16 protein-coding genes are annotated in these 16,220 nt (G+C 66.0%); 10 read left to right on the plus strand and 6 right to left on the minus strand.

Annotated features, from left to right (window positions below; all coding sequences use genetic code 11):
- Window positions 1-2: 2 nt before the first annotated feature.
- On the minus strand, window positions 3-1,265 hold the full coding sequence (locus AC51GR_RS01340) for an aspartate aminotransferase family protein (protein ID WP_496322832.1): 1,263 nt from the start codon (window positions 1,263-1,265) through the stop codon (window positions 3-5).
- Between the two features lie 87 nt (window positions 1,266-1,352).
- On the opposite strand from AC51GR_RS01340, the gene AC51GR_RS01345 reads away from it, so the two are divergent.
- The 6 genes from AC51GR_RS01345 (at window position 1,353) to AC51GR_RS01370 (ending at window position 7,464) form a co-directional block, all read left to right on the plus strand.
- A complete protein-coding gene (locus AC51GR_RS01345; RefSeq protein ID WP_496322833.1) occupies window positions 1,353-2,369 on the plus strand; it encodes a D-2-hydroxyacid dehydrogenase in 1,017 nt (338 codons plus the stop codon).
- A gap of 181 nt (window positions 2,370-2,550) precedes the next feature.
- The gene (locus AC51GR_RS01350) at window positions 2,551-3,027 is read left to right on the plus strand and encodes a hypothetical protein (protein WP_496322834.1); all 477 of its coding nucleotides are present in this window, start codon (window positions 2,551-2,553) and stop codon (window positions 3,025-3,027) included.
- A 94-nt stretch (window positions 3,028-3,121) separates the two neighbouring features.
- A complete protein-coding gene (locus AC51GR_RS01355) occupies window positions 3,122-4,045 on the plus strand; it encodes a TtfA family protein (protein WP_496322835.1) in 924 nt (307 codons plus the stop codon).
- A complete protein-coding gene (pyrE, locus tag AC51GR_RS01360; RefSeq protein ID WP_496322836.1) occupies window positions 4,038-4,604 on the plus strand; it encodes an orotate phosphoribosyltransferase in 567 nt (188 codons plus the stop codon). Before AC51GR_RS01355 ends, pyrE begins: the two co-directional genes overlap by 8 nt.
- On the plus strand, window positions 4,605-5,264 hold the full coding sequence (locus AC51GR_RS01365; RefSeq protein WP_496322837.1) for a TrmH family RNA methyltransferase: 660 nt from the start codon (window positions 4,605-4,607) through the stop codon (window positions 5,262-5,264).
- 400 nt (window positions 5,265-5,664) lie between these two features.
- A complete protein-coding gene (locus AC51GR_RS01370; RefSeq protein ID WP_496322838.1) occupies window positions 5,665-7,464 on the plus strand; it encodes an alpha/beta hydrolase in 1,800 nt (599 codons plus the stop codon).
- 31 nt (window positions 7,465-7,495) lie between these two features.
- On the opposite strand, the gene AC51GR_RS01375 is transcribed toward AC51GR_RS01370, so the two are convergent.
- Window positions 7,496-8,212 (minus strand): DedA family protein, encoded by a 717-nt coding sequence (locus AC51GR_RS01375; RefSeq protein WP_496322839.1) that lies wholly within the window; start codon window positions 8,210-8,212, stop codon window positions 7,496-7,498.
- 122 nt (window positions 8,213-8,334) lie between these two features.
- Between AC51GR_RS01375 and fbaA the strand changes: the two genes are divergently transcribed.
- A complete protein-coding gene (gene fbaA / locus AC51GR_RS01380) occupies window positions 8,335-9,372 on the plus strand; it encodes a class II fructose-bisphosphate aldolase (protein ID WP_496322840.1) in 1,038 nt (345 codons plus the stop codon).
- 7 nt (window positions 9,373-9,379) lie between these two features.
- On the opposite strand, the gene AC51GR_RS01385 is transcribed toward fbaA, so the two are convergent.
- Together AC51GR_RS01385 and AC51GR_RS01390 are read right to left on the minus strand one after the other, a co-directional pair.
- Complete coding sequence (locus AC51GR_RS01385; protein ID WP_496322841.1) at window positions 9,380-9,946, minus strand: hypothetical protein; 567 nt, start codon at window positions 9,944-9,946, stop codon at window positions 9,380-9,382.
- A 79-nt stretch (window positions 9,947-10,025) separates the two neighbouring features.
- Complete coding sequence (locus AC51GR_RS01390) at window positions 10,026-11,720, minus strand: Rv0361 family membrane protein (protein ID WP_496322842.1); 1,695 nt, start codon at window positions 11,718-11,720, stop codon at window positions 10,026-10,028.
- A gap of 196 nt (window positions 11,721-11,916) precedes the next feature.
- Between AC51GR_RS01390 and AC51GR_RS01395 the strand changes: the two genes are divergently transcribed.
- The 3 genes from AC51GR_RS01395 (at window position 11,917) to AC51GR_RS01405 (ending at window position 14,469) form a co-directional block, all read left to right on the plus strand.
- Window positions 11,917-12,333, plus strand: coding sequence for a DUF3151 domain-containing protein (locus tag AC51GR_RS01395; RefSeq protein WP_496322843.1), 417 nt, complete (start codon window positions 11,917-11,919; stop codon window positions 12,331-12,333).
- Window positions 12,296-13,462: an FUSC family protein gene (locus AC51GR_RS01400; RefSeq protein ID WP_496322844.1), complete on the plus strand. Its 1,167-nt coding sequence runs from the start codon at window positions 12,296-12,298 to the stop codon at window positions 13,460-13,462. Before AC51GR_RS01395 ends, AC51GR_RS01400 begins: the two co-directional genes overlap by 38 nt.
- Before the next feature lie 86 nt (window positions 13,463-13,548).
- Window positions 13,549-14,469, plus strand: a complete 921-nt coding sequence (locus tag AC51GR_RS01405) for a cation diffusion facilitator family transporter (protein WP_496322845.1) — start codon at window positions 13,549-13,551, stop codon at window positions 14,467-14,469.
- An 83-nt stretch (window positions 14,470-14,552) separates the two neighbouring features.
- Here the strand turns inward: AC51GR_RS01405 and AC51GR_RS01410 are convergent, their stop codons facing one another.
- Both AC51GR_RS01410 and AC51GR_RS01415 read right to left on the minus strand, forming a co-directional pair.
- Entirely contained in the window at window positions 14,553-15,341 is a 789-nt protein-coding gene (locus AC51GR_RS01410) for a site-2 protease family protein (RefSeq protein WP_496322846.1), read from the minus strand.
- Window positions 15,338-16,051: a hypothetical protein gene (locus AC51GR_RS01415; RefSeq protein ID WP_496322847.1), complete on the minus strand. Its 714-nt coding sequence runs from the start codon at window positions 16,049-16,051 to the stop codon at window positions 15,338-15,340. Before AC51GR_RS01415 ends, AC51GR_RS01410 begins: the two co-directional genes overlap by 4 nt.
- Window positions 16,052-16,220 lie beyond the last annotated feature (169 nt).

The following is a 16,220-nucleotide window of genomic DNA, read 5'->3' on the forward strand; positions in this document are numbered from 1 at the left end:
CACTATCCAAGGGTCGCGGTCAGCGCGGCTTCGAACCTGTTCAACCCGGTGGCCATCTCGTCTTCGGTGACCACGAGTGCGGGGATCAGGCGAACCACGTTGCCCATCGGACCGCAGGTCAGCGTCAGTAGTCGCTCGGGGATGCAGGCCTGCTGGACGGCCGCGGCGGTCACGGCGTCCGGGGCGCCGTCGGCGTCGACGAACTCGATACCCGCCATCAGGCCGAGGCCGCGGACGTTCCCGATCTCGCTGAACTTCGGTGCGAGTTCGGCCAGCCCCTGCAGCATCTGGTCGCCGCGTATCCGGGCGTTGTCCACCAGGTTTTCCTCGGCGATGACCTCGAGCGTGGCCACACCGGCCGCCGCCGCGACCGCGTTGCCGCCGTAGGTGCCGCCCTGCGACCCGGGCCAGGCCTTGGCCATCAGCGCCTCGGGGGCGGCGATGGCCGAGATCGGGAATCCGGACGCGATGCCCTTGGCGGTGATCAGGATGTCGGGGGTCAGACCGTCGGTGTGCTGGTGGCCCCAGAACTTTCCGGTCCGGCCCACACCCGCCTGGACCTCGTCGAGGATGAGGCCGATGCCGTACCGGTCGGCACGTTCGCGCAGGCCGGCGAGGAAGGCCGGGGGTGTGGGCAGGTAACCGCCATCGCCGAGTACCGGCTCGATCAGGAATGCCGCGGTGTCGTCGGGGGCGACCCGGGAGGCGAAGAGGTAGTCGAGCTCGCGCAGCGCGAACTCGACCGCGGTCACCTCGTCCCAGTCGTAGCGGTAGGCATAGGGGAACGGGGCCATGTGTACCCCGCCCATCAGTGGTGAGAAGCCGGCGGAGAAACGGGTCCCGGCGGTGGTCAGGGTGGCCGCGGCGACGGTGCGTCCGTGGAAACCGCCCTGGAAGACGACGATGTTGGGCCGGGCGGTGGCCATTCGGGCCAGGCGTACGGCGGCTTCGACGGCCTCGGAGCCGGAGTTTGCGTAGAACACCGAATCCAGGCCGGTGGGCAGATGCTCGCCGAGCTTCTCGGTGAGCTCGAGCAACGGCTTGTGCATCACGGTGGTGTACTGCGCGTGGATGATCTTGCCGCACTGTTCCTGCGCTGCGGCAACCACTTTCGGGTGGCAATGGCCCGTGCTGGTGACACCGATGCCGGTGGTGAAGTCGAGGTAGTCGACTCCGTCGGTGCCATGAATCCAGGACCCCTGAGCGTGGTCGACGACCACCGGTGTCGCCTGTTTCAGAGCGGGACTCAGCTGGGTGGGGCTCATTCGTACACCGTGACGGCAGATTGCAGGATTGTCAACAATTAGACAGTTGCGGTCGTAGATGTTGGTTCACTGCCTTAACGTGGCCTCATGGGAGTCGGGCAGAACAGAAGTCGCCACGAGAAGTCGGAAAAGCCGGTCGTTGCGATCCTGGGCCGCGAGGGCCTCGGAGAACCTGCCAATCTGGCGCAGATCCGCGAGGTCGCCGAGGTGCGCATGTGTACCACCACCAGCCTCGGGGCCGCACTGGCCGACGGGCAAGGCGCCGATGTGCTGCTGCTCTGGGACTTCTTCTCCGCCGCGCTGCGGGACAACTGGTCGCACGCGAAGGCCCTGCGATGGGTACACGTGTGCGCCGCCGGCGTCGACGCGATGCTGTTCGACGAGTTGCGGTCGTCGAAGGTCACCGTCACCAATGCGCACGGTGTTTTCGACGGGCCGATCGCCGAGTTCGTGCTGGGATCGATCATCGCCCAGGACAAACAGTTCCACCGGTCCAAACGGCTGCAGCACGAGAAGCGCTGGGAGCGCCGCGACACCATCCGGACCGCCGGTCGCAGTGTCCTGGTGATCGGTACCGGGGGTATCGGGCGGGCGGTTGCCCGGCTGCTCCGGGCCGCCGGACTGAAGGTGACCGGCGCCGGCCGCACCGAACGTACCGACGACCCCGACTTCGGGACGGTCCTGACCACCGACGACCTCGCCGGGTACGTCGGCCGGTTCGACAACGTGATCACCATCGCCCCGCTGACGGAGGAGACCAGGGGGCTGATCAGCGCCGAGGTGCTGGCCGCCATGAAACCGACCGCGCATCTGATCAACGTCGGCCGGGGGCAGCTCATCGACGAACGTGCCCTCATCGCTGCGCTGCGGTCCGGAACCATCGCGGCGGCGTCGCTCGACGTGTTCGAGGTGGAACCCCTGCCGGAGGTGAACCCGCTCTGGGAGATGGAGAACGTCAATGTCTCGGCCCACATGAGCGGGGACGTCGTGGGTTGGCGCGATGAACTGGCAGACCTGTTCCTCGACAACCTGCGCGAGTATGCGGCGGGCCGGGCGCCGGCCAACGAGGTCGACAAGACGGTCGGATACGTGCGGGCCGGCTGAGAGGTCGACGTCCACCCGGTCGGGCAGGGGATCGGTCGGATACGTGCGGGCCGGCTGAGAGGTCGACGTCCACCCGGTCGGGCAGGGGATCGGTCGGGTACGTGCGGGTCAGTTGAGATGTTTCGACCAACCTGTGCCTATTCACAGATGGATCTCAGGCTGGGCTTCTATGTTCGGACACGTGCCTGAAACCCGACCGCGCTCGACGATTGTCGTGACGTTGTTGTGTGTCGCCGGGCTGGCCGTTGCCGGTGTGGCGTTGGCCTATTGCGTCCACCTGGGCGCGCAGCGCAACGACTCGGGGCAATCGTCGGCCGAGTTCACCTATGTCCCGCCGAATCAGGCCGGAATGAACTCGACCGACGACACCGCCGAATCCGATGCGTTGCCCGAGAAGCTCGAGACCGAGCGATCGAAGATCATGCTCTGCACGATCGACGGCATCAGCGACGAGATCTTGTCCGTGCACACCCCGGACGGCCGCAAACATCAACTGACCCTGAGTCCGGACACCCACGTCGAGTCCGCGAAGGGCGACGAGGTGACCGACCTCGCCAAAGGCGACCTGGTGGTGGTCCGAATTGTCAAAAGCGAGGACGCCACCACCGTCGACCTCATCGTCGACGGGCGGGTGTCGGCGTCGATACCCGACAACTGATCACGACGCGCCGCGGCACCGACCGCCGGACACCCCCGAGGGTTGGTGATCCGTTCGCAGGTCAATTGCGGGTGCCACGGTAAGCTGAGCCGTGATGACTGTCGTCTACTTCTTGATCGCCGCAGTGGCGCTGGCCGGTGCCGGTGCGCTGTTGTGGCTTGATCGTAAGCGCGTCACCGGCGTACGTCAGGAACGTGCGATCTGGGGCGACCAGCACGGGTTCACATACCGCGCAACCGATCCCGGCCTCAAGCGGGACTTCGTCCGGGCCGGCATGAATGTGCCCGACCACATCGAAGTTCAGGATGTCGCCGAGGGAACGTACTACGGCGAGCAGACGCTTGTCTTCGATCTCGCGGAGACCGCCACCATCGTCGCGATCCGGCGCACCACCGCGTCCAGTGTGATCATCGATCTGCGGCACGAGAAGACCCTGGCCCCGGCCGAGCCCGATGTCGAACTGCTCGGTGCGATGGGTAAACGGGTGATGTTCTCGAGCAACCTCGATGTGGCCCGGCGGGTCTGTGACCGCCGCATGGTGACCCTGGCCACCAACGCACCGGACTACATCGAGATCCTGTGGAACGAGGGCGCCTGGTCGCTGGGGTCGATGCCGATCACCAACGATCCCGAGCGTCTCGACACCGCTCTGGAGACCGTGCGACGTTTCACCGATCTGTTGCGGGTCCTGCCCCCGATCGTCGATCCGCAGGGTGCACCGGACCCCCGTGACCCGTCCAGCCCCACCGGGCGGTCACGCCGTGGACTCGCCGATCCGCGTACCGAGAACATCCGTCGCGAAGATCTTCCGCCCCGGCCGCCGGTCCGGTCGTCCGGGCCCGATGACCGATCTTCAACCCGCGACGCCGAGCCGATCCGCCGGCCGTCGACACCCCCGCGCAACAGTGATCCTGCCGGTCGCAGTCCGCTCCCGCCGATCCGTCAGTCGGGCCCGATCCCACGCCAGCCGGGTTCGTCCGGCACCATCCCACGCCGACCTGGAGGACCCGTTGACTGACCCAGTAGCCCCCGAGATCGTTCCCGCCGGGGGACTCCTCCGGTTGGCCGAACTGGTCTCAGAACTCGCGGTGGTCCACGGCAAGGTGACGTTGTCGTCGGGTGCGGAAGCGGACTACTACGTCGATCTGCGCCGCGCCACCCTGCACCACGAGGCGTCCGCGCTCATCGGTGCTCTGCTGCGTGAGCTGACCGCCGACTGGGACTACGTCGCCGCCGGTGGACTGACCCTGGGCGCAGATCCGGTGGCCACCGCGATCATGCATGCCCCCGGGCGTCCCATCAACTCGTTCGTGGTCCGCAAGGCGGCCAAAGCCCATGGCATGCAACGCCAGATCGAAGGCCCCGACATCGTCGGGAAGCGGGTATTGGTGGTCGAGGACACCACCACCACCGGCAACTCGCCGCTGACGGCGGTGCGGGCACTGCGCGATGCCGGCGCGATCGTGGTGGGTGTGGCGACCGTCGTCGACCGCAACACCGGCGCCGACGCGGTCATCGCCGCCGAGGGCGTGGAATACCGGTCGCTGCTCGGCTTGAGCGACATCGGCCTGGCCTGAGTGGAACAGGAAGCCGGCCCGACCGAATGGGGTGAACCGGCCGTCGGAGTCGGTCCCTGGGTCGACGAACACGGAACCGAACCACCCACCGACCCACGCTACGATCCCGAGCTGCTCGCAGCCGGCGATCGACGCAATGTGGTTGATGCATACCGCTATTGGACGCGGGAGGCGATCGTCGCCGACCTCGACACCCGACGTCATCCGTTCCATGTGGCGATCGAGAACTTCGGCCACGACGGCAACATCGGCACCGTGGTCCGCACCGCCAACGCCTTCCTGGCCAGTGCCGTTCACATCGTCGGACGGCGCCGGTGGAACCGGCGTGGTGCGATGGTGACCGATCGTTATCAGCATGTGTTGCACCACGAATCGGTCCACGACCTGATGGTCTGGGCTCGCGAGAACCAGCTGGCCGTGGTCGCGGTGGACAACACGCCGGGTTCGGTTCCGCTGGAAACCGCGGATCTTCCGCGCGAATGTGTGCTGTTGTTCGGCCAGGAAGGTCCGGGTGTGAGCCCCGATGCGCAGGAGCAGGCCGACCTGACCGTGTCGATAGCGCAGTTCGGGTCCACCCGCTCCATCAATGCCGGCGTTGCGGCCGGTATCGCCATGCATGCGTGGATCAGTAGGCACGCCGATCTGGACCAGGCCTGGTGATCGCCGACCGACACCGCGAGTTGCCCCCGAAAACTGTCACCTGCAATGGCTCCGAGGGAAGATTGCCCTCGGTGCCCGGCTATATGACAGTTTTCAGGGTGGCTCGATGAGGTTGTCCCGAAGGGGCTGAAGTGTCGCTCGGCTCATCGGCAATGGGAGATGTCGAAACCGCGGAAACGTGCGGCCCTTCTATCAATACATCCGCATTGTCTGGCAGACGGTTTCGTTGCGCCACCGGCCGGTGATCTGCGATTGTTGGGAGCGTATTTATCGGCTCGCACGTACCCGGTCCCCCGCTGATCCTTTGAGTCCGAAATGGAACATTTCGAATCGACGCCGCCCTGATGGGTCGGACAGGGATTCGACCCACACGCAGGATGTCCCCCCGAGAAGGGTCGAGATGAGCCAGATCCCCGATCAGTTGTCCACCGGGCCGTCGCCCGACGATCCGGTGCCGAACAAGCCACCAGGTGAGCGCACGGCCGGTGAGGGGCCGGTCGATGCACCGGTCGCCGATGAACCGCACAAGCCCGGGTTTCACCGAATTCGACAGTGGCTCAGCAGATTCGAACCCGTGGGGTTGGTGTTCGGTCTCTTCTTCTACGCGTGGTCGATGTCGCCCTCGCTGTTGCCACGGACGTGGGCTCTGCAGGCGGTGGCCACCGGCATCAGCGTTGCGATCGGTTACGGCATCGGTGTCCTGGTTGTCTGGATCTTCCGCAAATGCGGGCTGACCCGGGAATGGCCGCCGACCTGGCAACGCATCGGGTGGTACGCGATCGGGCTGGCCGCGCTGATCGTTCTACCGCTGTTCTTGGTCCTGGGTTCGTGGTGGCAGGACATCACGCGTGAACTGGTCGGGATCGAACCGGGGAGCAACTGGGACTACATCGGGGTCTTCGTCCTCGGTGTCGTGGTGTTTTTCGTCTGCCTCTACCTCGGGCGTGGTATCGCCGGGCTGGTGCGACTGTTCTACCGGTTGGCCGACCGTTTCCTGCCCGACCCGGTGGCGATCGGCGTCAGTGTCCTGGTGGTCGCGGTGGTGTTCTTGCTGGCCGTGGACGGCCTGGTGACCGCCGGGGTGGCCCGGGTCGCGAACGGTTCGGCAATGGCCGCGGACCAAGGCACGGCCGACGGCGTGGTCCAGCCGACCGAGACGGAACGTTCGGGTTCTCCGGGATCCGTGGAGAGCTGGGATTCGCTGGGGCGCGAGGGGCGAACATTTGTGGCCGGTGGCCCGCGCCGGCAGCAGATCGCCGAGTTGACCGGCCGTCCCGCGCTGGAACCGATCCGGGTCTACGCCGGACGGGCCTCCGTCGACGAGTCCGGTTTGGACGAGGGCGCCACGACGGCGAACGCGCTGGCCGAAGGTGTCGTGGCAGAACTCGACCGCACCGATGCCTTCAGCCGCGAATACCTGGCGGTGGTCACCACCACCGGCCGGGGCTGGGTCAACCAGCACGTCGCGGCGTCGCTGGAATACCTTTCGGGCGGAGACTCCGCGATTGCCGCCATGCAGTATTCGTTCCTCCCGAGTCCGCTGGCATTTCTCGCGGACCGGGAAACACCCCGGTTGGCCGGACGGGCACTGTTCGAAGCGGTCTATGACCGGTGGAGTTCATTTCCGGAAGACGGTCGTCCCAAACTGCTGGTATTCGGGGAATCGCTCGGCTCGTACGGGTCGCAGGACGCATTTTCCGGCGCGCAGGACATGATTGCCCGAACCGACGGCGCCTTGTTTGTGGGCACGCCCAACTTCACCTCACAATGGCGCCGGATCACCGATTCGCGCGATCCCGGCAGCCGAGAAATCCTGCCGGTGATCTACGGCGGCGAGAACGTCCGGTTTGCGTCGGCGCCGGATGATCTCTACGCGCCGGGTATGGGGCAGTGGGAGACCCCGCGGATCGTCTACTGGCAGCATCCGAGCGACCCGATCGTCTGGTGGTCGTCGAATCTTCTTCGGAGCAAACCTGATTGGCTCGATGAACCGCGGGGCGACGATATCGACAAGGGAATGACCTGGATACCGTTCGTCTCGTTCTGGCAGGTGACCCTGGACATGGTCTTCGCTGCAGAGGTGCCGTACGGCCACGGTCACTCGTATGGTCCCGAAGCGGTGTTCTTCTGGAATCAGATCCTCGACCTGAACGATCAGGAACTCTCCGATCGCATCTACGCGACGTTGAGCGCGGACTGAACAGCCGTTGCAGGTTTCCGCCCCCCTGGCGCTAGCTGGGGCTGTCGGAGGGCTCGATCGCCGGGTCGGCGATCGGGTCCACGTCGTCACGCCTGCGCCAGCGCTTGTACAGCTCGCTGATGATCGGCAGGACCGAGACGAAGACGATGAACAAGAAGATGTAGTCGATGTTCTCCTGGATGAAGCTGATCTGCCCGAGCCAGAAACCGAGCAGGGTCACACCGGCACCCCAGACGATGGCACCGATGACGTTGTAGACGAGGAACGTCGGGTAACGCATCTTTGCGGCACCGGCCACCAGTGGTGCGAAGGTACGCACGATCGGGACGAAGCGGGCCAGGAAGATCGTGATCGGGCCGTGCTTCTCGAAGAACACGTGGGCCTCTTCGATGTACTTGGTCTTGAGGACCCGGGCGTCGGGTTTGAAGAGCGAATAACCGAACCGGTTGCCGAGGAAGTAACCCACCTGATCGCCGAGGAATGCGGCGATCGGGATGGTCAGCAACAGCACCCAGAGCGGGGCGAATGGCTCGATCTCATCGGATTTCGCGGCCACGATCAGCCCGGCGGTGAACAGCAGCGAGTCGCCGGGCAGCAGCGGGAAAAGTAGCCCCGACTCGATGAACACGACGAGGAGCAAGCCGCCCAACATCCATGTTCCGAACGAGTTGAGGAGGTTGATCGGGTCCAGGAACCCAGGCAACAAGGCCACTTCGGTGGTGGTCTGGGCAAGAAGAGTCTCGATCACAGAAGCCAAGGGTACCGGGTGATCGTCTCCAGAACTCAATCTGCCGGTCCGGGAGGGGCGGTGTCGAGGGGCACTTGCCATACTTGACCAGAGACAACAACGAAACTGCAGCTGGAGGACATATGCCCATCGCAACCCCCGAACAATATGCACAGATGCTCGATGCGGCGAAGGAAGGCGGGTTTGCCTTCCCGGCAATCAACTGCACCTCTTCGAACAGCATCAACGCCGCGATCAAGGGATTCGCCGACGCAGGCAGCGACGGCATCATCCAGTTCTCGACCGGTGGTGCCGAGTTCGGGTCGGGCCTGGGCGTCAAGGACATGGTCACCGGTGCGGTGGCCCTCGCCGAGTTCGCACACGTTGTTGCCGAGAAGTACAACGTGCTGGTCGCGCTGCACACCGACCACTGCCCCAAGGACAAGCTCGACACCTATGTCCGCCCGCTGATCGAGATCTCGCAGGCCCGCGTCGACGCCGGTCAGAACCCGTTGTTCCAGTCGCACATGTGGGACGGCAGCGCGGTCCCGCTCGACGAGAACCTCGAGATCGCCAAGGAACTGCTGGCCAAGGCCGCAGCCGCGAAGATCGTCCTCGAGATCGAGATCGGCGTGGTCGGTGGCGAAGAAGACGGTGTCGAGAACGAGATCAACGACAAGCTGTTCACCACCGCCGAAGACTTCGAGGCAACCATCGAGGCGCTCGGGGCGGGCGACACCGGTAGCCGCTACCTGCTGGCCGCGACGTTCGGCAACGTCCACGGCGTCTACAAGCCGGGCAACGTCAAGCTGCGTCCCGAGGTGCTCAAGACCGGCCAGGAAGTGGCCGTCAAGAAGCTGCGTCTGGCCGAGGGTTCCAAGCCCTTCGACTTCGTCTTCCACGGCGGATCGGGCTCACTCAAGAGTGAGATCGAAGAGTCGCTGAGCTACGGCGTCATCAAGATGAACGTCGACACCGACACCCAGTACGCGTTCACCCGGCCCATCGCCGGACACATGTTCCAGAACTACGACGGCGTCCTGAAGGTCGACGGCGAGGTCGGCAACAAGAAGGTCTACGACCCGCGCAACTACCTGAAGAAGGCGGAAGCGTCGATGAGCGAGCGTGTCGTCGAGGCCTGCAACGACCTCAAGTCGACGGGCAAGTCGATCCTGGGCTGACAACAGCTCAGAGCATCAGTCCGACCAGGACTGCCAGCGCCAGCAAGATCAACGCAGCGGCTGCACATAAGACCGAGGTATCAACCCGGCGGTGTGGCCGCTGCGTTGTTGTGGTCATCCGAATCGAGCCGGGATCGACCTCCACCGGACGGTAGGTCGATTGTGGACTCTGGGGCAACGGACCCCGATGGCCCCCCGGGTACGGCTGGGGCGGCCGGATCCCGTGACCGGACCCGGGCGACGGATGGGGCCGGCCCGCAGGAGCCTGCGAATACGTGGCCGCGGGCTGGGAATGGGCAGTGGGGTAGGGCGTCGCCGAGTAGGCGGCAGGCGGTGAATAGACGCCGGGCCGCGGCGGCACCACCGCTTGCTCGAACTGCGCAGTGGGCGCGGGGTTCGGGGTCGGTTGTGCCTGCCTGCGTCGCTCCGGGCTCGGCGGCGCATGATGTCGCGCAGCCGCCACCGGGGCGGTGGTGGCGTGGGAGTTGTCCACCGTGGGCAGACCGGACTGCAGGACCGGTTGGGCCACAGTGGCCGGGGCGTTCACCGCGCGGTCGGCGGGGGGCGGATTCACAGATGACCGATCTTGCGATGAGGGCACCCCAGGAGCGTAGCGTTCCCGGGCGGTGAAAATGCGGTCGTTTGTTGCGTCCTCAGGCCTTGCAGACCTTCCATTCGCCGTCGACCTTGCTCAGCGTCAGTGCGACATCCAGCTTTTCGTCGGGCGTTGCGGTCTTGTAGGCGATCACTTCGACCACCGCGGCGTCCCCGTCGTCGATGATCTTCGACGCCTTGACGCCGTCGACCCCGACGAGTTCGTTGTTGTCCTTCTGGATCTGGTGGTCTTCGGCGAACTCCTGATCGGACATCGTCGTAAAACGTTCCAGGGCCTCACCGCACGTGATGGCGCGCAGGACAACGATGTTGCCGTCCTGCAGAGCGGTCACGTATTCGAGAGCGCGGTCGGCTGCGACGTCGGCGGGGGCCACCGATTCTTCACTGCCGCCGGCGACCAGGGCGACCACCACGACAGCAGCGGCGATGATCGCGACGAGAGCGACGAGGGATGTCCACAGACCCTTGCGGGATTTCTTGGGTTTGTTCTCCGGTGGCCGCTGCCGCGGATTGCCGCCGCCGGCTGGAATGTACTGCGGGGTGGCAGGTTCTGCTTTCCAGTTCCCGACCGATGACGCCTGCGCGGCGGGCCGGGTGGCGCTCTTCGGTGACGCCTGCGCGGCGGGCCGGGTGGCGCTCTTCGGTGTCGCGGCCTTACCGATGTTTATCCGTTCGGTGGTCGCTTCGGAGCCGGTGTTGATCCGTTCGGTCTCGTTGTCGTCGGCGGGTGACCCGGGCGGCGCGACCGGGACGACCGGTGTCGGGGGCACCGCTGCGAAGCGGGTGGTCTCGGCTTCGCTGAATGCGAGATGGGTCGGCGGGGTCGATTCCGTTGCGACGGTGTGGGATTCGGCTTCTTCGGTGGCTACCGGGGTGTCGGCCACCGGTTCCGGGCTCTTCGGTTCGGGCACCTCGATGGCAGGCGTCTCGACAGCAGATGCCTCGGCAGGGGTGGTTTCAACCGCAGGGGTTTCAATGGCTGCAGGTTCAACGGCCGCAGGTTCTACGGCGGCGGGTTCTACGGCGGCGGGTTCGACGGCGGCGGGTTCGACGTCTGTGGAGTCGGCGTCTGTGGATTCGACAGTGGGGGAGTCGGGTGCTTCGGGCTCGGGTGCTTCGGGCTCGGATACCTCGACTGCGGACGCCTCGACCTCGGTTGCTTCAGGTTCGAGTACCTCTGCCCCGGTCACCTCTGCGTCGGTCACCTCGGGTGTGGTGGACACCGGTTCGGCAGTGTCCTCGACTGCCGCGTCTTCCGCCGCAACGTCATCGGGCCAGGCGCCCTCCGGCACACCGACCTCGGTGGCGTCGAGTTCGGATGTCTCCGGCTTGGGTGTCTCCGGCTCGGGTGTCTCCGGCTCGGGTGCCTCGATGTCGTCTGCCGGGGGTGTCGCTTCGGCTTCGGGCTCGAGTTCGGCATCCGGTGTTCCGGGAACCTCGGTTTCGGGAGGGCTGGTCTGCGGGGTGGCAGAGGCGGTGATCGGCAGCCCGCCGTTGTCGGCTGCGCTGTTGTCGGCGGCGATGTGGTCGGTCCCGGTGCCGTTCGGACGACCGTCGGTCGAGGCGACGGGGTGCTCGTCGGGTGCGCGATCCGGCGCCGTCTGATCTGACGCGGCGGGTTCTGCACGCTCCGGCCTGCGATCGAGGCGGTTCTGCGGAGCAGGGGGCGTCTGAGCTGCCGGCCCGTACTTCTGTTCGCGACGCTTACGAAACGTCGAAAACGTCCGGTTCACCAACGAATTACCCTCATCGTCAGGATGTGACATCCACCCAGCCCTGTCCCTAGACCGACAACTGATTTCAGCGCAGAAGCGGGCGAAGAACTCGATACCGAGATACCCCCCGCGCAGCGTTCGGCTCACCCTATCTAACGGAGGGGCAGGGTGTACGGGTCGACCGGTTCTCGGGCCGAGCTGCGACAATGGGGCCATGACGTCCTTCGGAGATCTACTCGGCCCCCAGCCCACCCTGCTGACCGGAGATGACGAGGCGGAATCGGACCTGTTGAACGGGGCCGATCCAGCCGCCGTCGCCGCAGCTCATCCCACCGCTTCGATTGCCTGGGCCTACCTGGCGGAAGCAGCCATGAACGAGGGCGCGACCATCACCGCGTACGCCTACGCCCGCACCGGTTACCACCGCGGACTCGATCAGCTCCGCCGCCACGGGTGGAAGGGATTCGGCCCGGTTCCGTGGAGCCACGAGCCCAACCAGGGCTTCTTGCGTTGTGTCGGGGTCCTCGCCCGGGCGGCGCAGACCATCGGTGAGGAAGACGAATACCTCCGCTGCCTCGACCTGCTCAATGAAAGTGACCCCGCAGCCGCCGGCGAGCTCGGGCTCGCCTGACGCGTCCGGCCGGTCGGGACGCCGCCTGATCGACCGCATCCCGATCGATCGGGACCGGATCCCGGCCCGGCTTCGCGCGCCCCTGCAACGCTTGCGGGTCGCGATCGTGCCGGTTCTGCAGTGTGCGCTGGGCGCCGGTCTGGCGTGGCTGATCGCCACCGAGGTCTTCGGACACAAACAACCGTTTTTCGCGCCGATCGCCGCGGTCATCTCGCTGGGTCTCTCGGTGGGCAGGCGCTGGCGCCGCGCCATGGAGGTTGCCTTCGGTGTCACGGTCGGCGTGGCGGTCGGCGACCTCATCATCTCGGTGATCGGATCGGGCACCTGGCAGATCATGGTCGTCGTGGTGATCGCGATGTCGTCGGCGATCCTCCTCGACAAGGGCCCGCTGGTTCCCATGCAGGCGGCGAGTTCGGCGGTGCTGGTCGCAACACTGTTGCCGCCCGGCGGGATGGAAGGCTTCAACCGCATGATCGACGCCTTCACCGGCGGAGTGGTGGCGCTCGTGGTCATCGCGCTGGTCCCGATCCACCCGGTGTTGCGTGCCCGGCGTGATGCCGCCAATGTCATGTCCACGATCGCCGACGTCCTCGTCGATGTGGCGGGCAGCCTCAAGCGGATGGATTCCGAGCGGGTTCGCGCCGCACTGGACCGGGCGCGCGGCACGCAGTCGGGTATCGACGCCATGCGTGCCGACATCTCCGGCGGCAAGGAGATCAGCCGGATCTCGCCGCTGCACTGGGCGAACCACTCGCGGTTCGATCGGGTCGCGGCGGTGGCCGACCCTCTCGACAATGCGGTCCGCAACGTCCGGGTGCTGGCGCGCCGCGCGGTCGGGGCCGTCGAGAACTCCGAACAGATCCAGCCCGAGATCATCGACCTGGTCTCGCAACTCGGACACGCCTTCTATGTGCTCAACGACATGATGCTGGCCGATCCGGGGCACCAGCCCGACCAGGCTGAAGCCGCACGGGTGCTGCGCAGTATCGCGCGGCGGTCGGGCAAGAGCCTCGTCAAGGACAGCGGTCTCACCGAGACCGTGATCCTGGCGCAGGTCAGGTCGACGCTGGTCGATCTGCTGATGGTCTGTGGGTTGTCCCGGGTATCGGCGATCGCCACCTTGCGGTGATTGCACCTCTTGCAACACATGCAAGAACGTGCATATATTGGTGTCCGGCTGATTCCGGCCGCATCCGTCTACCAGAGGGGGCGTTGGTGGGTCACTCGCACAGCCATGCCGGACACAGTCACTCGCCCGTGCTGACGGGGGAGCATCGCAGGCTGTGGCCCATGGTGGTCGGCGCCGTCATCATCTCGGTGTTCTTCGTCGTGGAGATCACCGTCGGCGTCATGGTGAACTCGCTGGCTCTGATCGCAGATGCCGGCCACATGCTCACCGACGTCGTCGCGATGCTGATGGGGCTCGGCGCACTGCTGCTCGCCCGCCACGGCGCCACCGACGACGTCAAGACGTTCGGGTGGCATCGCGCCGAGGTGTTCACCGCCATCGCCAACGCGATCCTGCTGATGGGTGTCGCGGTCTACGTCCTCTACGAGGCGATCGAGCGGATCGGTACCGATCCCGACGTCCCCGGGCTCACCCTGGTGGTCGTCGCGCTGATCGGGCTGGTCGCCAACATCGTGGTGATGCTGCTCCTGCGCAGCGACTCCAAGGGGAGCATCGCGGTGCGCGGGGCATACATGGAAGTGCTCGCCGACGCCGTCGGATCAGTCGGTGTCCTGATCGCCGGTGTGGTCACCATGACCACGAATTGGCCCTATGCCGACCTCGTCGTCGCCGTCCTGATCGCCTTGTGGGTCGCGCCGCGAGCCATTCGACTGGCCCTGGATGCCATTCGGATCCTGGCGCAGCAGGCCCCGCAACACGTCGACGTCGACAAGATCCGGTGCGAACTCGTGGGCATCGACGGAGTCACCGGTGTGCATGACCTGCACGTGTGGACCCTGACCACCGGCATGGATGTGGCGACGGTGCACGTGACCACGACCTCCGACAACGCGGCTGTTCTACTCGCGGCCCGGGAAGTGCTCGAGGCCCACGGACTCGATCACGCCACCATCCAGGTCGACCCGGCCGGCATGCAGGAGAACTGCCACAAAAAGATCACCTGGTAACCTCCCCGCCCTCCGATGATGTGCCCTTTTGGCGGGCCCACCTGGGGTTTTGTTCGCCAAAAGGGCACATCATCGGGTTCGGGCTAGCGCCAGAAAACGAAGAGCTGCCAGCCCCACGGCGCCAGCGCCCGGTCGGCGCCGCCCAACTCGAAGATCCCGTAGACGATGTCGAAGAACAGGTTGTTCAGCGTGGGGATGAACAGCAGGACGAAGATCAGCAGAAAGCCATACGGCGCAATCGGCTCCACCGAACGCCGCGTCTGATCCGAGAGATAGGGCTCGATGATCCCGTAGCCGTCGAGGCCGGGGATCGGGAGCAGATTCAGCAACGCCGCGGTGATCTGGAGGACCGCCAGCATCGACAGCGCCGACCAGAAATTGAGCTCGGGCAGCACCGCGTACAGATCTTGGCTGCCGATCAGCACCAGCAAGACCCCGCCCAACGCGATGTTCGTCAGCGGCCCCGCGGCCGAGACAAGGCTCCGTTGGGCTTTCGTGAAACCGGCCTGGTTGATGTACACCGCACCACCGGGAAATCCGATACCGCCCAGGACGATGAACAGCAACGGCAGGACCAGCGACAGCCCCGGATGTGCATACTTGAGCGGGTTGAGAGTCAGGTAACCGCGGAGCGCGGCGCCGTGGTCCCCGAACCGGAATCCGGTTACGGCGTGGGCGAACTCGTGCAGGCACAGTGAGATGACCCAACCGCCGATCACCATCAGCAGCGCGCCGAAGATGGCCGTCGGAGTGCGTTCGCCACCGGCATTCCACAGGATCACCCCGCCGAGCACCGTGGCCGCGACAACGGCCAGGAACACCGGTCCGGGACGGACGGCGCGGGCGAGCACCCCGATGGTGCCGGACGTCACGGTCGCACCAGGTGCCAATTCTGTTGATGCCGGTAGAAGGTCGAGCGTTTGGTCGGGCGTTGCGCGGTGACGCCGTCGCGTTCGACGATCAGCGCCGGCGCGCCGGTCTGTGCGGCCCGGCCGACATGCCAACGCGCGCGGAAGCGTTTGTCCAGCCGGGCGCGTACCCCGGGCATCTCGGGGATGGGTTCGACCACGACCGCCTTGGCCTTGCCTCGGACCAGCAGTGTGCTGTCGACGTAGCTCTCGCCGTCGAACTCGCCGTCGACGCCGCGCTGGCGGGCGGTGCCGAGCAACACGATCGCCATGTCGTCGCGGATCAGCGGTACCTCCACCGCCGTCCCCTCGACGGCCAGCGTCGCGGCCCGCTGCCCGCTGGGCAGGCCGTATACGCGAGTGGCGGGCGTCGAGAAGGGGAGAACCAGCGCGACCTCGACATCGAGTCGTTCGAGGAGCATCAGGCGGCCGACCACCGCGGCACAGAAAGCGTCCGGCAGTTCGGGCCCGGCGACGACGATCAAACGCTTGACCGCCGGATCCGACAAGGCCTCGGTCAGGGCGGAGATGATCGGCGCCCGCTCGCGGGTGGTGCGGACCGCTTCGAGCCCGGCCGGGATCAGTTCGGCCGCCGCGGACTCCTCGGCGATGACCCGCACCGACTCGTCGGCCATCACCCGTACATCTGTTGGTCGCACTCGGTCCTCGCTCATATCCGGTGGACCCACCTGTCCCACACCTTCGCCTATCGGCGATCCTACTGATCGCCGAGTCGGCGCCGATTTTGTGAGCCACCACCGCGTGCCGGGAGGTCCGGTCACGGATATCCGTTCGTGACCAAGTAGGGTTGACCCACGGTTCGGTGTCGCATCTGGCGTATAC

This window comes from Williamsia sp. z71 (assembly GCF_059553375.1).

Excerpts from the sequence above, each read along its gene's own strand:
- AC51GR_RS01340 (WP_496322832.1), bottom strand. The coding sequence starts at position 1,265 with ATGAGCCCCACCCAGCTGAGTCCCGCTCTGAAACAGGCGACACCGGTG.
- AC51GR_RS01345 (WP_496322833.1), top strand. The coding sequence starts at position 1,353 with ATGGGAGTCGGGCAGAACAGAAGTCGCCACGAGAAGTCGGAAAAGCCG.
- AC51GR_RS01355 (WP_496322835.1), top strand. The coding sequence starts at position 3,122 with ATGACTGTCGTCTACTTCTTGATCGCCGCAGTGGCGCTGGCCGGTGCC.
- AC51GR_RS01370 (WP_496322838.1), top strand. The coding sequence starts at position 5,665 with ATGAGCCAGATCCCCGATCAGTTGTCCACCGGGCCGTCGCCCGACGAT.
- fbaA (WP_496322840.1), top strand. The coding sequence starts at position 8,335 with ATGCCCATCGCAACCCCCGAACAATATGCACAGATGCTCGATGCGGCG.
- AC51GR_RS01395 (WP_496322843.1), top strand. The coding sequence starts at position 11,917 with ATGACGTCCTTCGGAGATCTACTCGGCCCCCAGCCCACCCTGCTGACC.
- AC51GR_RS01415 (WP_496322847.1), bottom strand. The coding sequence starts at position 16,051 with ATGAGCGAGGACCGAGTGCGACCAACAGATGTACGGGTGATGGCCGAC.